The following is a 19,554-nucleotide window of genomic DNA, read 5'->3' as shown; positions in this document are numbered from 1 at the left end:
GGAGCGCGTCCTTTGGCAAGGACAGCCGATGCAGGGTATCCGCTTTGCGCCGCAGGATGTTTTCGCGATTCCGTTCGCTGCGTTCTGGCTATTCGTCGTGCTCGCCATCTTCGGTGCAGTGACGCTGGGTCAGCCAGAGGAAGTACAGCCTATGTTCTGGTTTGTGCTTCCGGTGTTTTTGCTGGTCGGCTTGCACATGCTCTTCGGCAGATTCCTTGTCGACCGCGCGGCACGGAGGCGGACGCATTATTGGCTCACGACCGAACGCGCGGTGATCGAGAGCGGTCTGTTCAGGACGAGCAGTCGATCAGTGAGCCTGGCAGCGCTTTCGGAAATCCGGTTTCGGGCCGGCCGCAATCGCCGGGGCACGGTCCAGTTCGGTTCGGCGGGTCCGTTCGGCATGGTTCCCCCGAGCTGGCCGGGAGCCGACCAGTTCCTGTCCCCCGCATTCAACGACATCGACGATGCGCAGCGCGTGTACGACCTTACCCTGGCGACCCAGCGGGGGATTCAGAGCAAAGCCTAGCGGCTGGAGCGCTCTGCCTCCAGCTCTCGCAAGAGGTAGAGAATCAGGCCTCTTTACGATTTCGTCTCGTGCTGATGATCCAGTTTCCGGCGAACGGGGCGGGCAGCACAACGAATATCCAGATCATTATCGCAGAGAAGAAGATGCCAAAATCATCTATTTGGCCGGTGGATAGATGATTTGCGCCGGCCCACAATGCTGCGGGCGACGCTATATGCCAGGCGAGGGTCGTCAGGATTTTGGCGCGGCTGAATTCGAGGTGCAGCAGGTGTTCGGCAGCCATCACCAGAGCCGCATATATCGAACCTGCCGCCAAGCTCGCCGCAAACGACAGCAGCATCAACACCGGCAGGAAAACAAGTTCGAGCACGACGCCTGAGTGCCGCTCGATGCCGATCTCGTCAACATCCGTCGACTTCCGAAAGCGGACTCCGGAGGTGATGTCGATCTGGCGCCTTGCGAAATAGGATTTCGCTTGCTTGACTGGCGCTTCGCCGGCTCCGTCGACGCGCTCTTTGAACCGTCGAGCACCTGGGCATGAGCTCTGGTCAACTTCCAGCCGAGGCTGGGCAGCGCGACGCTGCTACTTGCGTAATTATCTTTCGTGCAGGCGTAATGTTATTCCCGAAAACGCGGGAAAAGTGCGAAGTTAGCCGCTTCGCCTACCCCAGCAACCAAACCGCGCCGCCGCCCGCCACTGCGGCCAGCACCGCCACCAGCGCATAGCGCCAGCCGCCGCCCACGCGGACCACTTCGATTTCCTTGAGCGGCGGGGCAGGGGGCGCGCCGCCGGGGGCGGGGTAGCGCAGTTCGATGTTGCGGATCAGCTGGGGCAGCCGCGCGAAGGTGCGCAGGTCGGTGATCAGCCGGTCGGCGATCGCGGCCTCGGGGCCCAGCTCGGTGCGGATCCACTCGCGCACGAAGGGGGCCGAGGTCTCCCACAGGTTGATGTCGGGATCGAGCCCGCGCGCAACGCCCTCGACCATCACCATCGTCTTCTGGAGCAGCAGCAGGTGCGGCTGCGTCTGCATGTCGAAGTCGCGGGTGATGTTGAACAGTCCGTCGAGCATCGCGCCGACGCTCATGTCCTTCACAGGCAAGCCGCGCATGGGTTCGCCCACCGCGCGCAGCGCCGTCGCGAACTCGTCGACATTGTGGTGCGGCGGCACATAGCCCGCCTCGAAATGGATCTCGGCGACGCGCTTGTAGTTGCCGGTGATCAGCCCGTAGAGGATTTCGGCAAGCCAGACGCGGGCCCGCCGGTCGATCCGGCCCATGATGCCGAAGTCGATCGCCGCGATGCGGCCGTCGGGGAGCGCGAAGAGATTCCCCTGGTGCATGTCGGCGTGGAAGAAGCCCTCGGCGATCGCCTGGCGCAGGAAGGCGCGGATCAGCTTGCCGGCGAGCGCGCTGGTGTCGTGCCCCGCGGCGATCAGCGCCTCGCGGTCGGAGAGCTTGATGCCGTCGAGCCATTCGAGCGTCAGCACCTTGCCCGTGGTGTGCTGCCAGTCGATCTGGGGCACGTAGAAGTCGGGCTCGGCAGTCATGCCCTCGGCGAGCTCGGAGGCCGAGGCGGCCTCGCGGCGGAGATCCAGCTCGCGCGCGGTCCAGCGCTTGAAGGTCTCGATGATCAGCCTCGGGCGCAGCCGCGCGGCCTCCCCGCCCATGCCCTCGACCTGGGCGGCGGCCCATTCATAGGTCTCGATCGCCTTGGCGAACTCGGCTTCGATGCCGGGGCGCAGCACCTTCACTGCCACCTGTGCGCCTTCGCGGGTGACCGCGCGGTGCACCTGCGCGATCGACGCCGCGCCGACCGGCACCTGCTCGAACTCGGCGAACAGCACTTCGAGCGGCCGGTCGAAGCTCGCCTCGATCCGCTGGCGGATCACTGGAAAGGGCAGCGGCGGCAGCGCGTCCTGCAGGCGGAGCAGGTCGTTCGCCGCAGCTTCGCCGACCAGATCGGGGCGCGTCGCGAGCGTCTGGCCGAGCTTGATCGCAGCGGGGCCGATCGCCTGGAAGGCATCGGCATAGCGGGGCACCTGCGGCACGCGCGCGCCGAAACGGGCGACGCGGGCGAGGCGGCGCACCGCGGGCGGCGTGTTGGGATCGGTCTCGATCCCGCGCAGCGCACCATGGCGCGCAAGCGTGCGGCCCCATTTGAGCAGGCGCCAGAGATGGACGGCGGTTGCGGTCACGAGGCTCTAGATCTTCCAGCCCGAATGGATCGCCACCAGCCCGCCGAGCAGCGGCTCGACCTTGGTCTGGGTGAAGCCGGCCTCGCCGATCATCCGCTCGAAAGTGGGCATGTCGGGGAAGCGGCGGATCGATTCGATCAGATAGCGATAGCTCTCAGCGTCGTTGGCGAGCAGCTTGCCCAGCCGCGGTACGAGATGGTGCGAATAGGCGTCGTACACCTCGGCGAAACCCGGCCATTGGGTGGTCGAGAATTCGAGGCAGTAGAAACGCCCGCCGCGCTTCAGCACGCGGTGCGCCTCGCGGAGCGCCTTGGGGATGTCGGTGACGTTCCGGATGCCGAAGGCGATCGTATAGGCGTCGAAGAATCGGTCTGGGAACTGCAGCGTCTCGGCATTGGCCTCGGTCCACACCATCCCGTCGAGCCCGCGCTTGGCGGCGCGCTCGACGCCCACCGCGAGCATCTCGGGGTTGATGTCGGCGACGGTGATCGCCGCGCCCGAGGGGGCCATGCGGAAGGCGATGTCGCCGGTGCCGCCGGCCATGTCGAGGATGTGCTCGCCGGCGCGCGGCTTCACGCGGCGGACGAACAGGTCCTTCCAGATCCGGTGCAGCCCGCCCGACATGGCGTCGTTCATCAGGTCGTAGCGCGAGGCGACATTGGAGAAGACCGCGCGCACGCGCTGCGTCTTTTCCTCGGGGGCGACGTCTTCGTAGCCGAAGGAGACGGTGTCGGGCATGGGGGTGCTCTAGCGACGGGCGGGGAGCGCGGCTAGGGGGTTGCGCATGCCCGAGCTTCCCGAAGTCGAGACGACCGTCCGCGGCCTCGAACCCGTCCTTGCCGGCCAGCGGATCGAACGCGTCACGCTGCGCCGCGCCGATCTGCGCCGGCCGTTCCCGCCCGATCTCGGCCAGCGGCTCACCGGCGCGCGCGTCACCGGGCTCGGCCGGCGCGCGAAATACGGACTGATCGACACCGACCGCGGCGATACGCTCGTCTTCCACCTCGGCATGTCCGGCCGCTGGCGAATCGATCCCGACGAGCTCGGTGCGCACGACCATTTCGTGATCGAGACCGCCGCGCACCGCCTCGCGCTCAACGACGCGCGGCGCTTCGGCTCGCTCGACCTGGTGCCGACCGTCGATCTCGATCGCTGGCCCGCCTTCGCCGCGCTGGGCCCTGAGCCGCTGGGGCCGCACTTCACCGCCGTACACCTCGCCCGCGCTTTCAAGGGCCGAATCGCCCCGGTGAAGGCATTGCTGCTCGACCAGCGAATCGTCGCGGGGCTGGGCAACATCTATGTCTGCGAGGCGCTCCATTTGTCCCACATCGCGCCAACCCGCGCGGCGGGCATGATCACCAGGCCGCAGCTCGCGCGGCTGGTCGAGGCGGTGCGCGAGGTGCTGGGCGCCGCAATCGAGGCCGGCGGATCGACGTTGCGCGACTATGCGCGGCCCTCGGGCGAGCTCGGCTATTTCGCCAACCAGTGGCGCGCCTATGGCCGCGAGGGCGAGCCGTGCGCATGCGGGGGGACGATCGAGCGCCGAATCGATTCGGGCCGCTCGACCTTCTGGTGCCCGAAATGTCAGCGCTGAAGGTTGACCCGAATCGCTCGCAGCGCTAAGGGGCCCGTCTTTCCGGGCGTGGACCAGCTTCCGCGCCCTTCCAATTTTCGAGCAGGAACGAGACGGCATGGCGAATACGCCGCAGGCAAAGAAGCGTATCCGGCGGAACGACCGCCGCGCGGAGATCAACGGTGCGCGCGTGAGCCGCATCCGCACCTTCATCAAGAAGGTCGAGTCGGCGCTTGAGTCGGGCGACAAGGCCGCCGCTGCCGCTGCGCTCAGCGCTGCCCAGCCGGAGCTGGCGCGCGGCGTCGCGAAGGGCGTGCTCCACAAGAACACCGCCTCGCGCAAGTTCTCGCGTCTGACTAAGCGCCTGCAAGCGCTCGCGTAATCGTCACATTTCCGTAACGATGGCCCCGTCGGAGCTGCTCCGGCGGGGTTTTTCGCGTGTGCAAAACAGGGTTTGCCCTGCATTGTTCAGCAGGTGCGGATAAGTCGCGGAAATCCTGCGATTCGCATTGCGCTGCGACGCGGTCGCTAAGCTAAGTTATTGATTTCACAGGCATGAAATCCAGAAATGGCGGAATTCCGTGGGTTGTGCCGAGTCAACAAAACTATTTCAGTTTCTTTGCACGTCGGACACTTGATCGACTCGAACTAGCCTTCCTACAACAACTCTCCCGGCCGTGTTCATGTCGGGCTTTGTGAGCTCAAAGCGCCTGCCCTCGGGGGGCAAATTCCGGCAGCGGCGAGCCTTGGGTCGAATCGATTTTAGCACGCTGGAGCGCTCGGCTCCTGCGAAGGAGGGGTGCGTCGTCGTGACACAGGTTCAGGCCTTGGAACGGAACGGAATGGATGCTGTCAGCAAGGCGTGGAGCCATGTGCGCGGCAACCTGCGACGTTCGGCGGGCCAGCGCCTGTTCGATCAGTGGCTCAAGCCCGTCGAGCTTATTCCCGGCTCCACCCCCGAAGCGATTCGCCTGGGCCTGCCCTCGGCCTTCATGACCCAGTGGGTGAAGAACCACTATTCGGAGCGGCTGCTGCTCGAATTCCGCGGCGTGCTGCCCGAGGTTCTCAGCGTCACGATCGAGACGATGGCCGATGAGCCGCAGCGCGTGCTCAAGGCCGAACCGGTCGCCGCGCCCGTGGCCGAGCGCCCGGCCGCCGAGCGCCCCGCGTTCGACGCCCGCTTCACCTTCGAGCGATTCGTCACCGACTCCACCAACCGAGTCGCGTTCAACGCCGCCAAGGCGATCGCGCAGCCGGGCGTGCCGCAGTTCAGCCCGCTCTACCTCCATGCCGGCACCGGCCAGGGCAAGACGCACCTGATGCACGCGATCGGCCAGGCGTTCCTCGACGCCAATCCGAACGCGACCGCGATCTACGTCACCGCCGAGCGCTTCATGTTCGAGTTCGTCCAGGCGCTGCGCAACAAGGATACGCATTCGTTCAAGACGCGGCTGCGCTCGGTCGATCTGCTGATGATCGACGACCTCCAGTTCATCGGCGGCAAGGACGCGACGCAGGAAGAATTCTTCCACACCGTCAACGAGTTCATGTCGTCGGGCAAGCGGCTGGTGGTCGCCGCCGATCGCGCGCCGCAATCGCTCGAGGGCTTCGAGCCGCGCCTCGCGAGCCGTCTGGGGTCGGGCCTGGTCGCCGACATCAAGCCCGCCGAGCTCGACCTGCGCCGGCGCATCGTGGTGCGCAAGCTGGGCGACATGCCGGCGGTGGCGATGCCCGACGAGGTGATCGACCTGCTCGCGGCGCGAATCACGTCGAACGTGCGCGAGCTCGAAGGCGCGCTCAACCGGCTGGTCGCGTATGCCAATCTCTCGAACGAGCCGATCACGATCGATTTCGCGGTCGCCACGCTCGGCGAGGTGCTGCGCAGCGCCCAGCGCCGCATCACGATCGACGAGATCCAGCGCGCCGTCTCGGCGCATTTCGAAGTCAAGCAGATCGACCTGATCTCGGAGCGCCGGGCCGTCGCGATCGCGCGTCCGCGCCAAATCGCCATGTATCTCGCCAAGCGGCTCACCACGCGTTCGCTTCCCGAGATCGGCCGCAAGTTCGGCAATCGCGACCATTCGACGGTGATCCACGCCGTGCGCCGCATCGAGGAGCTGCGCGGCAAGGACGTCGAGATCGACGGCGCGGTGCGCACGCTGATGCGCACGCTCGAGGGCTGAGGCCCGGGCAGTCGAGGAGCTTCCCACCCTTGTGGTGGGCGGGGTGGAGGAGCCGAGAGCGGGGCAACGCCTGGGTCACGCCTCCACCCCGATGTTTTGGCCCTTCAGGGCACGATCCGGAACCAGTAGCTGTAGTTGGTCGCAGCGCCGCCGACGCTCACGCCGTTGATGCTGACGTCGTAGATCAGGTTCGGCTGCAGCCCGGTCACGAAGAACTGCAGATTGTTGGGCAGGCCATAGCCGTCATTGTCGAAGCGCTGGCGCGAGACGGTCAGCGTGCCTCCGCCGCGCTGGCGCACGGTGACGGTCGCATTAGCGAAGTTGACGTTGGTATTGCCCCAGCGACTCGTCGGGTCCGAAATCACGCCGAACGAGAGCAGCGCATTGGTGTCGAACAGCCGCGCCGGATAATCCTCGAACGGATAGGCGATATAGGGCGGCAGCGGCCCGGTGGACCCCGCCGGGCCGGCGGTATCGAACACTTTCATCACCGCCGCATCGGTGCGCGTATGGGTCTCGTGCCGGCCGGCCACGCGGCCATAGGCGATCGAGCCGAGGAAGGGATCGAGCAGCCAGCGGCGGTGGCCGACGCTCTCGGCAGTGAGATTGTCGATTTCGGTGAGCCAGCCGGCGAGGACCTGCTCGTCGGTGAGCAAAGTGAGCCCCGATCCGAGTCCTCCGTAGAGATTGCTCGCGCCGGCCGCGGCCGCGCCCGCCGCGGTGTAGCAGCGCCAGCTCGTCGGCGGGGTGTGGCTGAGCTGGGCATTGGCGGCCATCATCAGCGCGGCCTGCTGCGCGCCGGGCTCGTCGCTGCTCGAATAGCTCACCCCCGGCAGGCGGTGGAGCGCGCGGATCGCGTTGAGCGACTGGAGCGTGCGCGTGGTGACCTGGCTGGTCAGCTGCCCCGGTTGGCAGGCCGCGACATCGGGTTGCACCGCGAACATCGCCGCCGCCTGGGCGAAGAAGTCGCCGCTGGTCGGGGTCGGGGTTGGGAAGGAGGTCGGACTCGGGGCTGGCGCAGGCGCGGGGCTGGGCGCCGCGGTCGGCGGCGGCGTGACGACCGACCCGCCTCCGCCACCCCCGCCGCCGTCGCACGCAACCAGCGCCAGCAGCGGCAGAAACAGCAGGAAAGGCCTTGTACGCATCGACGCACCCTCGACTGGGGAGCGCGGATGCGCTCCCGGGCGGCGGCGTAACGCTGCGGGCAGCGGCCGTTTCCGGTCGATCCTCGCGCGCGGGGTGAGGGGGGCGCCAAAGGCGGTGGAAGGTTTTTCCCGCCGCGATCAGACCTGCAAGCCGACGGCCTTTTGCGCGGCCTTGAGCGTCGGCGCGGCGATGGCGTCGGCGCGCTCGGCGCCCTTGGCCAGCGCTTCGCCCACCGCGGCGCGGTCGTCGAGCAGCTTCACCAGCCGTTCGCGCACCGGGCCGAGCACCGAGACGGCGAGGTCGGCCAGTGCCGGCTTGAACGCGCCGAAGCCCTTGCCCGCGAACTCCTCGACCACCGACTGCGGCGTGCGGTCGGAAAGCGCGGCGAAGATCGTCACCAGATTCTTCGCCTCGAGCCGCTCCGCCAGCGCGTCGAACGAATCGGGCAGAGGCTCGGGGTCGGTCTTGGCCTTGCGCAGCTTCTGGGCGATCGTGTCGTCGTCGTCGATCAGGTTGATGCGGCTCATGTCCGAGGGATCGGACTTGGACATCTTCGCGCTGCCGTCCCGCAAGGACATGATGCGCGGCGCTTCCTTGCTGATCATCGGCTCGGGCAGGGTGAACAGCTCGACGCCGAAATCGGTGTTGAACTTGGTCGCCACGTCGCGCGTGAGCTCGAGATGCTGCTTCTGGTCCTCGCCCACCGGCACGTGCGTGGTCTGGTAGAGCAGGATGTCGGCGGCCTGGAGCACGGGGTAGGTGAACAGGCCCACTGCCGCGCCTTCGCGATTCTTGCCGGCCTTGTCCTTCCACTGGGTCATGCGGTTGAGCCACCCCATGCGCGCGGTGCCCTGGAGGATCCAGCACAGCTCGGCATGCGCGGGGACGCGCGCCTGGTTGAACAGCACCGATCGGTCGTCGATCCCCGCGGCCATCAGCGTGGCGGCCATCTCGATCGTCGAATTGGCGAGCTCGGCGGGCGTGATGTTGCCGGTCAGCGCATGGAGATCGGCGAGGAAGAACAGGCATTCGCCGGGCTTCTGCGTCCCCTGCATCGCCACCCACTGCTTGATCGCGCCGAGATAGTTGCCGAGGTGCAGGTTGCCGGTGGTCTGGATGCCCGAAAGGACACGCATCGTCTTACTCCATGCGCCCGGGTTGACCGTTCGGCCTTTGGACGGGCCGCGGGTCCTGGACGGCGGGGGCGCGGCCGCACGGGGATGTCGAGGACGAAGCGCGCCCTAGCGCGCGGCGCGGCGGCGCACCAGCGCCTTGATGTCCGAAAGCAGGAATGCGCGCGTGACGAAGCAGGCGGCGCCATAGATCGCGACGCCGGCACCGACCAGCACGACCAGCGCGGTGTAGCGCTGCCACAGGAAGCCGTTGAGCCACGGATCGAGCAGCCCCTCGAACGCATAGACCGCCACGCCCATCAGCACCGCGGCGAGTGCGAGGCGGGGGAGCCGGCGCCTCAGCTGCGCGTCGGCGACGAAATGGCCGCGGCGCACCAGCGTGCGATAGAGCATCCACACATTGACCGTCGACGACAGCGCAGTCGCGAGTGGCGGGCCGACATGGCCGATCAGCGGGATCAGCGCCAGGTTGGCGGCGATGTTCACGCCGACCGAAATGGTTGCGAAACGCACTGGCGTGCGCATGTCCTGCCGGGCGTAATAGCCGGGGGTCAGCACCTTCACGAGCACATAGGAGGGCAGGCCGATCGAGAACCCGGCGAGTGCCCAGGCGCTCTTGATCGTGTCGTCGGCAGTGAAGTGGCCGTATTGGAAGAGCCCGCGCACGATCGGCTCGGCGGCGACGATCAGCGCCACCATCGCCGGCAGCGTCAGGAACATCGCCAGCTCGGTGCCGCGGTTCTGCGTCTCCATCGCCTGCGCTTCCTCGCCCGCGCCCAGCAGCCGCGAGATGGTGGGGAGCAGGATCGTGCCGAGCCCGATGCCGATCATCCCCAGCGGCAGCTGGTTCAGCCGGTCGGCATAATAGATGTACGAGATCGAGCCTTCGCCCAGCAGATAACCCGAAAGCGCCGTCGAGATGACGAGGTTGAGCTGCACGGCGCCCGCGCCCAGCGCCGCCGGCAGGATCAGCTTCATCAGCCGCCGCACTTCGGGATCGAGCCGCGGCAGGCGGGGCCGCAGTGACACGCCGCTCGCCCGACACGCGATCCACAGCCACGCGAGCTGGGCAAGGCCGCCCACCGGCACCGAGATCGCCTGGGCGCGCGCCGTCTCCTCGGGCGTGCCGTGGAAGACGAACAGCGCGGTCACCATCGCGATGTTGAGCAGGATCGGCGCCGCCGCGTTGACCCAGAATTTGTCGAGCGAGTTGAGGATGCCACCGAGCAGCGAGGCGAGGCAGATCAGCATCAGATAGGGGATGGTGATCCGGCTCAATTCGACTGCGAAGGCGAATTGCTCGTGAGTCGGGCTCTGCTTGTGAAAGCCGCCCGAGAGGATCGCGGTCAGCGGCCATGCCGCGGCGAGCATCGCCACCGTCATCACCACGAGGAAGGCGAACAGCACCGCCAGCGTGCGCTCGGCGAAGTCGAAGGCCGGCCCGCGCTCGCCGCCGCTCTCGGCGAGCTTGCGGTTGAACATCGGGATGAACGCCGACGAGAAGGCCCCTTCCGCGAAGAAGGCGCGGAACATGTTGGGCAGGCGGAAGGCGACGAGGAACGCATCCGACGCGAAATTGGCGCCGACGTAGCGCGCCTGGAGCGAATCGCGCACCAGCGCGAGGATGCGGCTCGCGAGCGTGAGCCCGCCGACCGAACCGAGGCTGCGGACGAGCTTCATCGCGGCGCTAGCGTCTCACTGGAAAGGAGAGGGGAGCAGTCACGGTCGCGTGCCTGCTCCCCGCATTGCCTCAGGCGTTGCCGGCCGGCTCGCCCGACTGGCCGAGCTCGGCCTGGGCGCGTTGCTGCATGTAGATGCCGCCGAAGTCGATCGGCTCGAGCAACAGCGGCGGGAAGCCGCCGTCGCGGACGGCGTCGGCCAGCACGCGGCGCGCGAAGGGGAAGAGGATGCGCGGCGCTTCGCCGAGCAGGAACGGATCGAGCTGCTCCTGCGGGATGTTGCGGAGCGCGAACAGGCCGGCGAAGCTCAGGTCGACCAGGAAGGCGGTCTGGTTGTCGGCGGTCGCGCGGACTTCGATCTTCAGGACGACTTCATAGACGTCGTCGCCCACCTGGCCCGAGCCGATATTGAACTGCACGTCGATCGCCGGCGCGACCTGCGACTGGTAGATCGCCGGGGCGTTCGGGTTCTCGAAGGACAGGTCCTTCACATATTGCGAGATGACCCCCGCGGCGGGCGTGGTGTCCGCGCCGTTGCCTGCGGGTTCGCCGAATTCGGCGGGGGTCTCGTTCTCAGCCATCGAAGATTCCTTGTTGGTCGGAAAGTTTCGCGCATGTGACGCGTTTGGTTCGAATGCGCGCCTAGCAGGGGCGTCGCGGCAGTTCAATCGGCGGCAGGGACCACGATTTGAATCCAGCGGCGCGAAGGCCTATGTACGGATGCAAAGCTTCGGAGGCTCAGTGTTCTACGTTATCCTGTTCGCGATGGTGGCCGGTTTCCTGGCGTTCCGACTCTATTCGGTGCTGGGCAAGCGCACGGGCCATGAGCAGCCGCTTCCCAAGCCGGCCGAGGAGCGCGTCGCCGCGGCCCCGCTGCCGCGCACGATCGACCTCAAGCCCGAAGTCCGCGAGACCGGCAGCCGCGTGATCGAGGCGGGTGCCGAGAACGGCCTGCGCGCCGTGATCGCCGCCGATTCGAGCTTCGACGTCGCCCAGTTCGTCGATGGCGCCAAGGCCGCCTATCGCATGATCCTCGAGGCCTTCTGGAAGGGCGACGAGGAAACTTTGGCCTGGCTTGTCGAGGACGATGTGCGCAATGCCTTCGCCGAGGCGATCCAGGCGCGAAAGGAAGCGGGCCATGTGCTCGACAACCGCCTGATCACGATCGACCGCGCGTCGATCGCTGAGGCTTCGGTCGAGGGCCGCACCGCCCGCATCGCGGTGCGCTTCGACGCTGACATCGCGGCGGTGACGCGCGACGGCGAGGGCAATGTCGTCGCCGGCTCGCTCAGCGACGCGGTCGCGACGCACGACATCTGGACCTTCGCGCGCAACCTGCGCAGCGACGACCCCAATTGGAAGCTGGTCGAGACCGACGAAGCATAAGGAGAGCGGCTTGATGCGCGTTTTGGGGGGAGGCGCGCCCGCGCGTCTTGGCAGCGTTGCCGCGCTCGCATTGCTCGGGGCCTGTTCGTCGGGGATCGTCCCGCCCGCCCAGCCCAATGCGCCCGCGACGCGTCCCGCGCCGTCGCCGGCTCCCAGGCCCACGCCGCGCTCCACGCCGCGCCCGTCGGCAATTCCCGAGACCCCGGCCAACCTGCCCGCGCGCCAGCCCACGCCGGCCACGCCGCTGCCGCCGGCGCCGGCTCCGGTGACTGCCGCGGGGGCGACCACCGCCGTCGCCGCCGGCACCGTCCCCGGTCCCGCGATCGACCAGCTCCCGATCACGCAGGAATCGGCCGAGCGCGCGCTCGCCGCCTTCCGGCTGAGCTGCCCCGGCCTCCAGCGCCGCACCGACGCCAGCGGCCTCACCCGCGGCGCAGACTGGACGCCGGCCTGCCAGGCCGCGGCCGACTGGCCCGCGCGCGACGCCCGCCGCTTCTTCGCCGAGCAGTTCACTGCAGTGCAGGTCGGCGACGGCCGCGCCTTCGCCACCGGCTATTACGAGCCCGAGATCCACGGCTCGCGCGAGCGGCGCCCCGGCTATGACGTGCCGATCTACGGCGTCCCCAGCGACCTGATCGAGGCCGACCTCGGCCTCTTCTCCGACGACCTCAAGGGCAAGCGCATCCGCGGCCGCGTCGACGGCAAGAGCTTCGTTCCTTATTTCGACCGCACCGCGATCGAGGAAGGCGCGCTTCAGGGCCGCGCCCCGGTGATCGCCTGGGCGGCCGATCCGGTCGAGATCTTCTTCCTCCAGGTCCAGGGCTCGGGCCGGCTGCGGCTCCCCGACGGTGGGGTGATGCGGATCGGCTATGCCGGCCAGAACGGCCGCGACTATACCGGAATCGGCAAGCTGATGCGCGACCGCGGGCTGCTCGGCCCGGGCCAGGCCTCGATGCAGGGAATCGTCGCCTGGCTGCGCGAGCACCCCGAGGAAGGCCGCGCGATCATGCGCGAGAACAAGAGCTTCGTCTTCTTCCAGGAGCTCACCGGCGCTGGCCCGCTCGGCGCGATGGGCTATGCCGTGACCGGCTGGACGACCGTGGCGGCCGATCCAAAGTTCGTGCCGCTCGGCGCACCGGTGTTCCTGTCGATGGACCGCACCGATGCCACCGGCCTCTGGGTGGCGCAGGATACCGGCGGCGCGATCAAGGGCTCCAACCGCTTCGACACCTTCTGGGGCGCGGGCGACGACGCGCGCGCGATCGCCGGCGGCATGTCGGCACGCGGCACCGCCTGGCTGCTGCTGCCCCAAGCCGCCGCGGCGCGCCTCGCGGCTGCCGCGCCGGCACCGTGAGCGGCCGGGGAACCGGCTCCCGAGTCCGCGCGCTCGCGCCCGAGGAAGCCGCGCTCTGGAAGCGCGTGATCGCCACGGTGAAGCCGCTCGCCTCGGCCCGCGCCCCGGCGCGTCCTCCCGCGCCCGAAGAGCCTGCCGCACCAACGCCAGCTGCGCGTCCCGAACCGGTCCGCCCGGCGCCCAAGCCGCGCCGCGCCGCCGCGCCTGCGCCGATCGTACCGCCGCGCAAGGAGCCGCCGCAGACACTCGACGCCTCCTGGGACCGCAAGCTCGGCCGCGGGATGGTGGCACCCGAGTCGAGCATCGACCTGCACGGCCACAGCCTCGCCTCGGCCTATGACCTGCTCGACCGCGGGCTCGATGCCGCGATCCGCCGCGGCGACCGCGTGCTGCTGCTGATCACCGGCAAACCCCCGCGGCCCGAATCGGAGCGGCCGCATGCGCGCGGGGCGATCCGTGCGGCGGTGGGGGACTGGCTCGCCGCCTCGCGCCACGCCGATCGCATCGCCGCTGTGCGCGGCGCGCATCCGCGCCACGGCGGCACCGGCGCGCTCTACATCGTGCTGCGGCGCGAGCGCGGGCACCCCTCACGAAATTCTTAACTTCTGTCTGCCAGACCTGCCTGTTGAAGAGGGGCGCGCTCGCGCCGGGCTGGTGGGGATCGGCAGTCTAAGTGGACGGTTTTTCGCTCAAGAGTCGCGCGATCGCCTTCGCGGTGTGCGCCGGAGCGGTGGTGTTCATCCTTGCGCTCGCCGCGGTTTCACCGGGGCGCGTGACGGTTGGCAGCGCCGGGCTGGCGTTGACCGCGGCGATCGTCTGCGGCGTCCTGAGCTGGGCCTCGGCCGAGCGTAGCATCGCCTCGACCGCCGGCGCGATCGACGCCGCGATCGATCGGATGGCGACCGCTGCCAAGGGCGATCTCGAGGGCGGCACTCCGGAGGAGGTGCGCGAATGCGTACCCCAGCTCGCCGATGCGATGGACGCGCTGTTCAGCCAGCTCCACACCCATTTCGACCATGTCCGCCGGCTCGCGATGTTCGATCCGGTGACGGGCCTGCCCAATCGCACCCATTTCCGCCAGACCGTCGAAGGCGCGCTCGCCGAACTGCCTTCGGATGCGGGCGCGGTCCTCTATTTCATCGATCTCGACCGGTTCAAATCGGTCAACGACACGCTCGGCCATGCACAGGGCGACGTGCTGCTCGGCATGGTCGCATCGCGGCTGCGGGGGCTTGTCGACAAGATGGCGGAAGAGGGGAGCGAGGCCCCGTTGGTCGGTCGATTGGCAGGCGACGAGTTCACGCTGTTCGCGCCGGGCGTCGCGGCGCGCGCCGCGACCGATCGCATCGGCCACGCGATCCTGGTCGAGCTCTCCAAGCCCTTTGAGCTCGCCGAGCAGCAAGTGACGATCGGCGCCTCGATCGGCGTGGCGACGCGGCCGCATCACGGCGCGACGCTCCACGACCTGATGCGCGCCGCAGACGCCGCCATGTACCACGCCAAGTCGCTCGGCCGCGGTCGTTTCGAGCATTTCACCGACACGCTCGCCGCGCGGATCGAGGAACGCGTGCTGCTCGAGGGCGAACTGCGCGAGGCGGTCGAGAAGGAGGAATTCTCACTCGTCTTCCAGCCGCAGGTGAGCGCTCGCGACGGCAGCATCACCGGCGCCGAGGCGCTGCTGCGCTGGCGGCATCGCGACGGGATCAAGCTGCCGGGCAGCTTCATCGAGCGTGCCGAGGAGACCGGGCTGATCGTCGAGATCGGCGCTTGGGTGGTGACGAGCGTCGCCGAGACCATCTCGCGCTGGGGGCGCCTCGGCATCGAACAGCGGCTCGCGGTCAACATCAGCCCGCGCCAGATCGACCATGCCGGCTTCTTCCGCCAGCTCCGCGCCGCGATGCACGCGGCCCGCGCGCCGGCCTCGCTGCTCGAGCTCGAGATCAGCGAGACGCTGGCGATGAATTGCTCGGGCGAAGTGCTCGAGGCCATCGCCGCGCTGCGCGCCGACGGCGCCAGCATCGCGATCGACGATTTCGGCACCGGCTACTCCAACGTCGCCCGGCTGCGCGAGCTGCCGGTGGACCGCGTCAAGCTCGACCGCTGCCTGGTCGAGCATGTCGTAGCCCAGCCCGAGGCGCGCACCATCGCCCAGGCGATCGTCGGGCTGATCCACGGCCTCGGCTGCCAGGCCGTCGCCGAGGGCGTCGAGAGCGAGGACCAGGCCGCGGTGCTCCGCGTGATCGGCTGCGACGTCCTCCAAGGCTATTGCATCGCCGCCCCGATGGCCGAGGCCGAGTTCCTCGACTGGACCCGCAAGTTCGAGCCGCGCCGGGCAGCTTCCTGAGCCCAACTTCGTCATCCCCGCGAAAGCGGGGACCCATCTCCCGCGGCATCCGCGAATGCGCCGGTGAATTTAGCTGAGGCGTCCGGAGCTGGACCCCCGCTTTCGCGGGGGTGACGATCAGGCAAACACCCGCCGCAGCACTTCCTCATACACGTCCGCGAGCGCCGCCAAATCGGCCAGCGCCACCGCCTCGTCGAGCTTGTGCATCGTCGCATTGAGCAGCCCGAACTCCACCACCGGGCAGACCTTCACCAGATAGCGCGCGTCCGACGTACCGCCCGTGGTCGAAAGCTCGGGAGTCACGCCCAGCTTGGCCTCGATCGCGCCCGAGACCAGCGACGAGAGCCGCCCCGGCTCGGTGAGGAACGCCTCGCCATAGACGCGCCCGCGCACGTCGCTGTCGGGCGCGTGGCGGCGCACGACTTCCTCGATCCGGGCGATGAGGTCGGCGCCCCGGTGCGCATCGTTGAACCGGATCGACAGCCGCGCGCGCGCCGCGCCGGGGATGACGTTGGTCGCCGGATTGCCGACGTCGATCGTGAGCGGCTCGATGTTCGAGGGCTGGAACCAGTCGCTGCCCTCGTCGAGCACGATCGCATCGATCTCGGTCAGCGCGCGGACGAGGCGGGGGATCGGATTGTCGGCGAGGTGCGGGTAGGCGACATGGCCCTGGCGGCCGCGGACCTCGATGTCGATCACGGTCGATCCGCGCCGGCCGATCTTGATCATGTCTCCCAGCCGGTTGACCGAAGTCGGCTCGCCGACCAGGCACAGCTCGGGCTGCAGCCCGAGCTCGGCCATGCGCGCGATCAGGCTCTGCGTGCCATAGGTGGCCGGGCCTTCCTCGTCGCCGGTGATGATCAGGCTGAGCGTCCCCGCATCCGCAGGCAGCCGCGCCGCCGCGGCGACGAACGCCGCGATCGCGCCCTTCATGTCGACTGCGCCGCGCCCGTAGAGCAGGTCGCCGCGAACCTCGGGCTCGAACGCGCCGCTCGTCCAGCCCGCGCCGGGGGGCACCACGTCGAGATGGCCGGCAAAGGCGAAATGCGTGCCGCCGCTCCCGCGCACCGCGAGCAGGTTCTCGACTGGCCCGTCGGGTGCCTCGCCGGCGACGAAGCGCTCGACCGCGAAGCCCAGCGGCACGAGCGCGGCCTCGAGCACGTCGAACACGCTCCCCCGGGCCGGAGTCACGCTCTCGGCGGCAATCAGCGCCTTGGTTAGTTCGACGACGTCGGCCACAATGCCTCCCGGAAGTGATGGAGGCGGCATTGCCCAAGCTCGATCTCGATACAATCCCGCAGACGAATACGACGGGCTATCCGTCGCCGTTCGACCAGGCGGTGCGGGGCCGCTGGCAGCGCCGGCTGGCGCCCGCCGCCGGTCTCACCGAAATGGGCGCGAGCCATGTGACGCTCAAGCCCGGCGCCTGGTCCTCGCAACGGCACTGGCACGACACCGAGGACGAGTTCGTCGTGATGCTCGCCGGCGAGGCGGTGCTGGTCGACGATTCGGGCGAGACGGTGCTGCGCGCCGGAGACTGCGCCGCCTTTCCGAAGGGCGACGGAAACGGCCACCATCTCCAGAACCGCAGCGACGCCGACTGCGTGTTCCTCGCGATCGGCGCCGGGCCCGATACCGGCGGCGACTATCCCGACATCGACATGCGCTTCACCCCCGATGGGTACACGCACAAGGACGGAACGCCCTATCCGGAGAAGCAGACGCCTTAGCCCGCCGTGGGCGTCTCGAACTGCTCGATCACCCAGTCCTCTTCCTGCGCGCTGGCGATCCAGTCCTGCATGAAGGGGTGCGCGATCAGCGCCATGACATAGGCCTGGGCGAAGCGCGGGACGGGCAGCGAATAGGTGACGATGCGCGTCGCGACCGGCGCGAACATGATGTCCGCCGCGCCGAATTCGCCGAACAGGAAGTCGCCGCCGCTGCCGTAGCGCGAGCGCGCCTCGGCCCACAGCTCGACCAGTCGCGCCAGGTCCTGCGCCACGTCGGCGTCGGGCGCCTTGGGGGCGTAGATCTGGCGCACGTTCATGCTGTGCTTGCGCCGCAGCGCCGAGAAGCTCGAGTGCATCTCGGCGGCCATCGAGCGCGCCATCGCCCGCGCGGCCATGTCCTTCGGCCAGAAGTGCGTGCCGCCGGTCTTGTCGTTGAGATATTCGACGATGGCGAGGCTGTCCCACACCACCACGTCGCCGTCCCACAGGATCGGCACCTTGCCCGAGGAGGGGGCGAACTCGTCGCCTTCGCGGCGCTTCTCCCAGTCCTGGTCGTACAGCGGCACCACCACTTCCTCGAAGGGCAGCCCCGAGAGCTTGCAGGCGAGCCAGCCGCGCAGCGACCAGGATGAATAGGCCTTGTTGCCGATGATCAGCTTCATGCCGCCGGGATAACGGGCGCCGCGCGGCGGGGCAACGTTCTCCAAATCCCTGGGCGGAAAGAGGAGGGTGGTTTGCCTCACCTCGGCGGCCCGCGCCCCATATCCGGTAGCGCTAACAGGACTCTGCCCCCAAGCGATGATGATAGCGCTAACAATGTTACCCTGTGTAAACTGGAGTTAAGAACGTATTCGTTACGATTCAGCCACTTGTCTCAACCAAAATTTAAAATAACTGGCTGCAGCAACGTGCAGATGAACGGCCGTTAGAGCCGTGGTCGCACCTCCCATGCAGGAGAGAGCTGACGCGTTCGTGCCGGTTTCAGCCGGTGCGGAAATGGCTGTCAGGTAGCGACGGTAACCGGTGTCCTTCGCCGGGTGCCGGCTGCTGCCTGGGATTTTGGAACACACGTCGCTTGCGGCGGAAGAGAAGAAGAGAGTCGCCCCCGTGATCCGCTTGCCCGTTCTCCTCGCCACTGCCCTGCTGAGCGCCTCGCCGGCGCTCGCGCGCGAAGGCGAGGCCGTCCGTCCCGTGAAGATCGCCGTCGTGGATTCGGGGATCGCCCGCACGCCGCTGCTCGCCCCGCTGGTGGTGGCCGAGTACGACATGGCCGCGGTGTTCCGCGAACGCCCCGCCTTCAAGCCGGTCCATGACCATGGCACCGAAGTCGCGACGGTGATCGCGCGCGAGGCCAGGGCGCCGATCCAGATCTATTCGCTGCGCATCGATACGCCGGGCAAGTGCGTCAAGAGCGACCCCGTGTGCAGCTTCCTCGACACCAACATGGTCGCGGCGATCGACAAGGCCGTCGAGCTCGGCGTCGACGTGATCAACCTCTCGATCGGCGGCGAGCCGACTCCGGCGATGAAGGAAGCGATCGTCGCCGCCTCGGCCAAGGGCATCAAGGTCGCGATCGCCGCCGGCAACCGCCCCGGCGAGCCCCGGCTCAAGGATCTGGCGCGCGCCGGCGGCCGCAACGTCTGGCTGGTCGGCGCGGTCGACGAGAAGGCCGATCCCTGCGCGTTCAGCGCGGCGCCGCGCAATCCCGATCGCGTCGGCTACCAGTTCGTCTGGCGGCGCGGCGCCAAGGTCGAGACGCAGGATATGGAAGGCAAGCCGGTCAAGGCCACCGGCACGTCGTTCTCGACGCCCTTCGTCACGGCCGAGATCGCCTCGAAGATCGCCATCGTCCGCGGGCGCTGAGCGCCCCCGCGGCTATTCGCGAGGCGCCTCGGGGTCGTCGAGCGCCGCGCGCAGATCGCCTACGTCGCCGACCCGCGCCGCGCGCTCGCCCCCGGGCTGCGGGAAAATCGCGTCCAGCCGCCTGCGCAGCGTCTCCTCGAACTCGGCGCGATAATGGCCGCGCGTGTGCGCGAGCGAGACCTCGCTGTAGATCGCGTCCTTGATCCGCTGGATCGCCGCGTCGTCGAGCACGCCCGCGCGCACCAGCTCGGTGGAGAGCTGGAGCAGCCCCACCATCGTGGCATGGGCGCGGATGCCGATGAATTCGAGCGTGTTGTGGAGCTCGCGCGCCTGATCGGTTTCGCCGTTACGATCCATTCGACCTCTCCCTCGCCGCCGAGGCTAGGGGGAAGCCGCCCGAGTCGTCAACGCGTGTAGACATCGTGCCGCCGCAGCGGCGCGG

At 68.4% G+C, this 19,554-nt stretch carries 20 protein-coding genes; 10 read left to right on the top strand and 10 right to left on the bottom strand.

The genetic code is table 11. From position 1 onward, the window contains the following. The first annotated feature begins 28 nt into the window (after positions 1–28). Positions 29–526, top strand: a complete 498-nt coding sequence (locus tag J7500_RS06635; RefSeq protein WP_294060830.1) for a PH domain-containing protein — start codon at positions 29–31, stop codon at positions 524–526. Positions 527–569: 43 nt separating this feature from the next. On the opposite strand, the gene J7500_RS06630 is transcribed toward J7500_RS06635, so the two are convergent. The 3 genes from J7500_RS06630 to J7500_RS06620 all read right to left on the bottom strand — a co-directional run bounded on the left by J7500_RS06630 (position 570) and on the right by J7500_RS06620 (position 3,459). Continuing rightward, positions 570–896 carry a hypothetical protein gene (locus J7500_RS06630; protein WP_294060829.1) on the bottom strand — a complete coding sequence of 109 codons (327 nt, stop codon included), beginning with the start codon at positions 894–896 and terminating at the stop codon, positions 570–572. Positions 897–1,188: 292 nt separating this feature from the next. Then, positions 1,189–2,721, bottom strand: a complete 1,533-nt coding sequence (ubiB, locus tag J7500_RS06625) for a 2-polyprenylphenol 6-hydroxylase (protein WP_294060828.1) — start codon at positions 2,719–2,721, stop codon at positions 1,189–1,191. Between the two features lie 6 nt (positions 2,722–2,727). Next, on the bottom strand, positions 2,728–3,459 hold the full coding sequence (locus J7500_RS06620; protein WP_294060827.1) for a class I SAM-dependent methyltransferase: 732 nt from the start codon (positions 3,457–3,459) through the stop codon (positions 2,728–2,730). A gap of 46 nt (positions 3,460–3,505) precedes the next feature. On the opposite strand from J7500_RS06620, the gene mutM reads away from it, so the two are divergent. The 3 genes from mutM (at position 3,506) to dnaA (ending at position 6,477) form a co-directional block, all read left to right on the top strand. Then, on the top strand, positions 3,506–4,315 hold the full coding sequence (gene mutM / locus J7500_RS06615; RefSeq protein ID WP_294060826.1) for a bifunctional DNA-formamidopyrimidine glycosylase/DNA-(apurinic or apyrimidinic site) lyase: 810 nt from the start codon (positions 3,506–3,508) through the stop codon (positions 4,313–4,315). Between the two features lie 97 nt (positions 4,316–4,412). Beyond that, positions 4,413–4,676, top strand: coding sequence for a 30S ribosomal protein S20 (rpsT, locus tag J7500_RS06610; RefSeq protein WP_294060825.1), 264 nt, complete (start codon positions 4,413–4,415; stop codon positions 4,674–4,676). A gap of 460 nt (positions 4,677–5,136) precedes the next feature. Then, positions 5,137–6,477, top strand: coding sequence for a chromosomal replication initiator protein DnaA (gene dnaA, locus J7500_RS06605; RefSeq protein WP_294060824.1), 1,341 nt, complete (start codon positions 5,137–5,139; stop codon positions 6,475–6,477). A gap of 104 nt (positions 6,478–6,581) precedes the next feature. Here the strand turns inward: dnaA and J7500_RS06600 are convergent, their stop codons facing one another. From J7500_RS06600 to secB, 4 genes are all read right to left on the bottom strand, one after another. Next, positions 6,582–7,622, bottom strand: coding sequence for a CAP domain-containing protein (locus J7500_RS06600; protein WP_294060823.1), 1,041 nt, complete (start codon positions 7,620–7,622; stop codon positions 6,582–6,584). A gap of 138 nt (positions 7,623–7,760) precedes the next feature. Then, entirely contained in the window at positions 7,761–8,759 is a 999-nt protein-coding gene (gene trpS, locus J7500_RS06595; protein WP_294060821.1) for a tryptophan--tRNA ligase, read from the bottom strand. 105 nt (positions 8,760–8,864) lie between these two features. Further along, on the bottom strand, positions 8,865–10,436 hold the full coding sequence (gene murJ / locus J7500_RS06590; RefSeq protein WP_294060819.1) for a murein biosynthesis integral membrane protein MurJ: 1,572 nt from the start codon (positions 10,434–10,436) through the stop codon (positions 8,865–8,867). A gap of 70 nt (positions 10,437–10,506) precedes the next feature. Further along, positions 10,507–11,016 carry a protein-export chaperone SecB gene (gene secB / locus J7500_RS06585; protein WP_294060818.1) on the bottom strand — a complete coding sequence of 170 codons (510 nt, stop codon included), beginning with the start codon at positions 11,014–11,016 and terminating at the stop codon, positions 10,507–10,509. A 160-nt stretch (positions 11,017–11,176) separates the two neighbouring features. Here secB and J7500_RS06580 point away from each other — a divergent pair, with 160 nt between their 5' ends. From J7500_RS06580 to J7500_RS06565, 4 genes are all read left to right on the top strand, one after another. After that, on the top strand, positions 11,177–11,821 hold the full coding sequence (locus J7500_RS06580; RefSeq protein WP_294060817.1) for a Tim44/TimA family putative adaptor protein: 645 nt from the start codon (positions 11,177–11,179) through the stop codon (positions 11,819–11,821). Between the two features lie 13 nt (positions 11,822–11,834). Beyond that, positions 11,835–13,175: a murein transglycosylase A gene (locus J7500_RS06575; protein ID WP_294060816.1), complete on the top strand. Its 1,341-nt coding sequence runs from the start codon at positions 11,835–11,837 to the stop codon at positions 13,173–13,175. Further along, complete coding sequence (locus J7500_RS06570) at positions 13,172–13,777, top strand: Smr/MutS family protein (protein WP_294060815.1); 606 nt, start codon at positions 13,172–13,174, stop codon at positions 13,775–13,777. Before J7500_RS06575 ends, J7500_RS06570 begins: the two co-directional genes overlap by 4 nt. Positions 13,778–13,848: 71 nt before the next feature. Then, positions 13,849–15,519: an EAL domain-containing protein gene (locus tag J7500_RS06565; protein ID WP_294060814.1), complete on the top strand. Its 1,671-nt coding sequence runs from the start codon at positions 13,849–13,851 to the stop codon at positions 15,517–15,519. 117 nt (positions 15,520–15,636) lie between these two features. Here the strand turns inward: J7500_RS06565 and dapE are convergent, their stop codons facing one another. Next, entirely contained in the window at positions 15,637–16,788 is a 1,152-nt protein-coding gene (gene dapE / locus J7500_RS06560; protein WP_294060813.1) for a succinyl-diaminopimelate desuccinylase, read from the bottom strand. On the opposite strand from dapE, the gene J7500_RS06555 reads away from it, so the two are divergent. Further along, positions 16,788–17,249, top strand: coding sequence for a cupin domain-containing protein (locus tag J7500_RS06555; RefSeq protein ID WP_294060811.1), 462 nt, complete (start codon positions 16,788–16,790; stop codon positions 17,247–17,249). The genes dapE and J7500_RS06555 overlap by 1 nt on opposite strands. On the opposite strand, the gene J7500_RS06550 is transcribed toward J7500_RS06555, so the two are convergent. Then, positions 17,246–17,911 (bottom strand): glutathione S-transferase family protein, encoded by a 666-nt coding sequence (locus tag J7500_RS06550; RefSeq protein WP_294060810.1) that lies wholly within the window; start codon positions 17,909–17,911, stop codon positions 17,246–17,248. The two genes, J7500_RS06555 and J7500_RS06550, sit on opposite strands and share 4 nt — an antisense overlap. Before the next feature lie 445 nt (positions 17,912–18,356). Between J7500_RS06550 and J7500_RS06545 the strand changes: the two genes are divergently transcribed. After that, positions 18,357–19,112 (top strand): S8 family serine peptidase, encoded by a 756-nt coding sequence (locus J7500_RS06545; protein WP_294060809.1) that lies wholly within the window; start codon positions 18,357–18,359, stop codon positions 19,110–19,112. A 12-nt stretch (positions 19,113–19,124) separates the two neighbouring features. Here the strand turns inward: J7500_RS06545 and J7500_RS06540 are convergent, their stop codons facing one another. After that, complete coding sequence (locus J7500_RS06540; RefSeq protein ID WP_294060808.1) at positions 19,125–19,469, bottom strand: hypothetical protein; 345 nt, start codon at positions 19,467–19,469, stop codon at positions 19,125–19,127. Positions 19,470–19,554: the final 85 nt, after the last annotated feature.

It is taken from the genome of Sphingomonas sp. (genome assembly GCF_017744835.1).
Taxonomy (GTDB): domain Bacteria; phylum Pseudomonadota; class Alphaproteobacteria; order Sphingomonadales; family Sphingomonadaceae; genus Sphingomonas.
The sequence above is the reverse complement of the archived record's forward strand: the minus strand, read 5'-3'. Positions and strand labels throughout refer to the sequence as shown.

Excerpts from the sequence above, each read along its gene's own strand:
- J7500_RS06635 (WP_294060830.1), top strand. The coding sequence starts at position 29 with ATGCAGGGTATCCGCTTTGCGCCGCAGGATGTTTTCGCGATTCCGTTC.
- J7500_RS06620 (WP_294060827.1), bottom strand. The coding sequence starts at position 3,459 with ATGCCCGACACCGTCTCCTTCGGCTACGAAGACGTCGCCCCCGAGGAA.
- mutM (WP_294060826.1), top strand. The coding sequence starts at position 3,506 with ATGCCCGAGCTTCCCGAAGTCGAGACGACCGTCCGCGGCCTCGAACCC.
- rpsT (WP_294060825.1), top strand. The coding sequence starts at position 4,413 with ATGGCGAATACGCCGCAGGCAAAGAAGCGTATCCGGCGGAACGACCGC.
- dnaA (WP_294060824.1), top strand. The coding sequence starts at position 5,137 with ATGGATGCTGTCAGCAAGGCGTGGAGCCATGTGCGCGGCAACCTGCGA.
- J7500_RS06600 (WP_294060823.1), bottom strand. The coding sequence starts at position 7,622 with ATGCGTACAAGGCCTTTCCTGCTGTTTCTGCCGCTGCTGGCGCTGGTT.
- trpS (WP_294060821.1), bottom strand. The coding sequence starts at position 8,759 with ATGCGTGTCCTTTCGGGCATCCAGACCACCGGCAACCTGCACCTCGGC.
- murJ (WP_294060819.1), bottom strand. The coding sequence starts at position 10,436 with ATGAAGCTCGTCCGCAGCCTCGGTTCGGTCGGCGGGCTCACGCTCGCG.
- secB (WP_294060818.1), bottom strand. The coding sequence starts at position 11,016 with ATGGCTGAGAACGAGACCCCCGCCGAATTCGGCGAACCCGCAGGCAAC.
- J7500_RS06575 (WP_294060816.1), top strand. The coding sequence starts at position 11,835 with ATGCGCGTTTTGGGGGGAGGCGCGCCCGCGCGTCTTGGCAGCGTTGCC.
- dapE (WP_294060813.1), bottom strand. The coding sequence starts at position 16,788 with ATGCCGCCTCCATCACTTCCGGGAGGCATTGTGGCCGACGTCGTCGAA.
- J7500_RS06550 (WP_294060810.1), bottom strand. The coding sequence starts at position 17,911 with ATGAAGCTGATCATCGGCAACAAGGCCTATTCATCCTGGTCGCTGCGC.
- J7500_RS06540 (WP_294060808.1), bottom strand. The coding sequence starts at position 19,469 with ATGGATCGTAACGGCGAAACCGATCAGGCGCGCGAGCTCCACAACACG.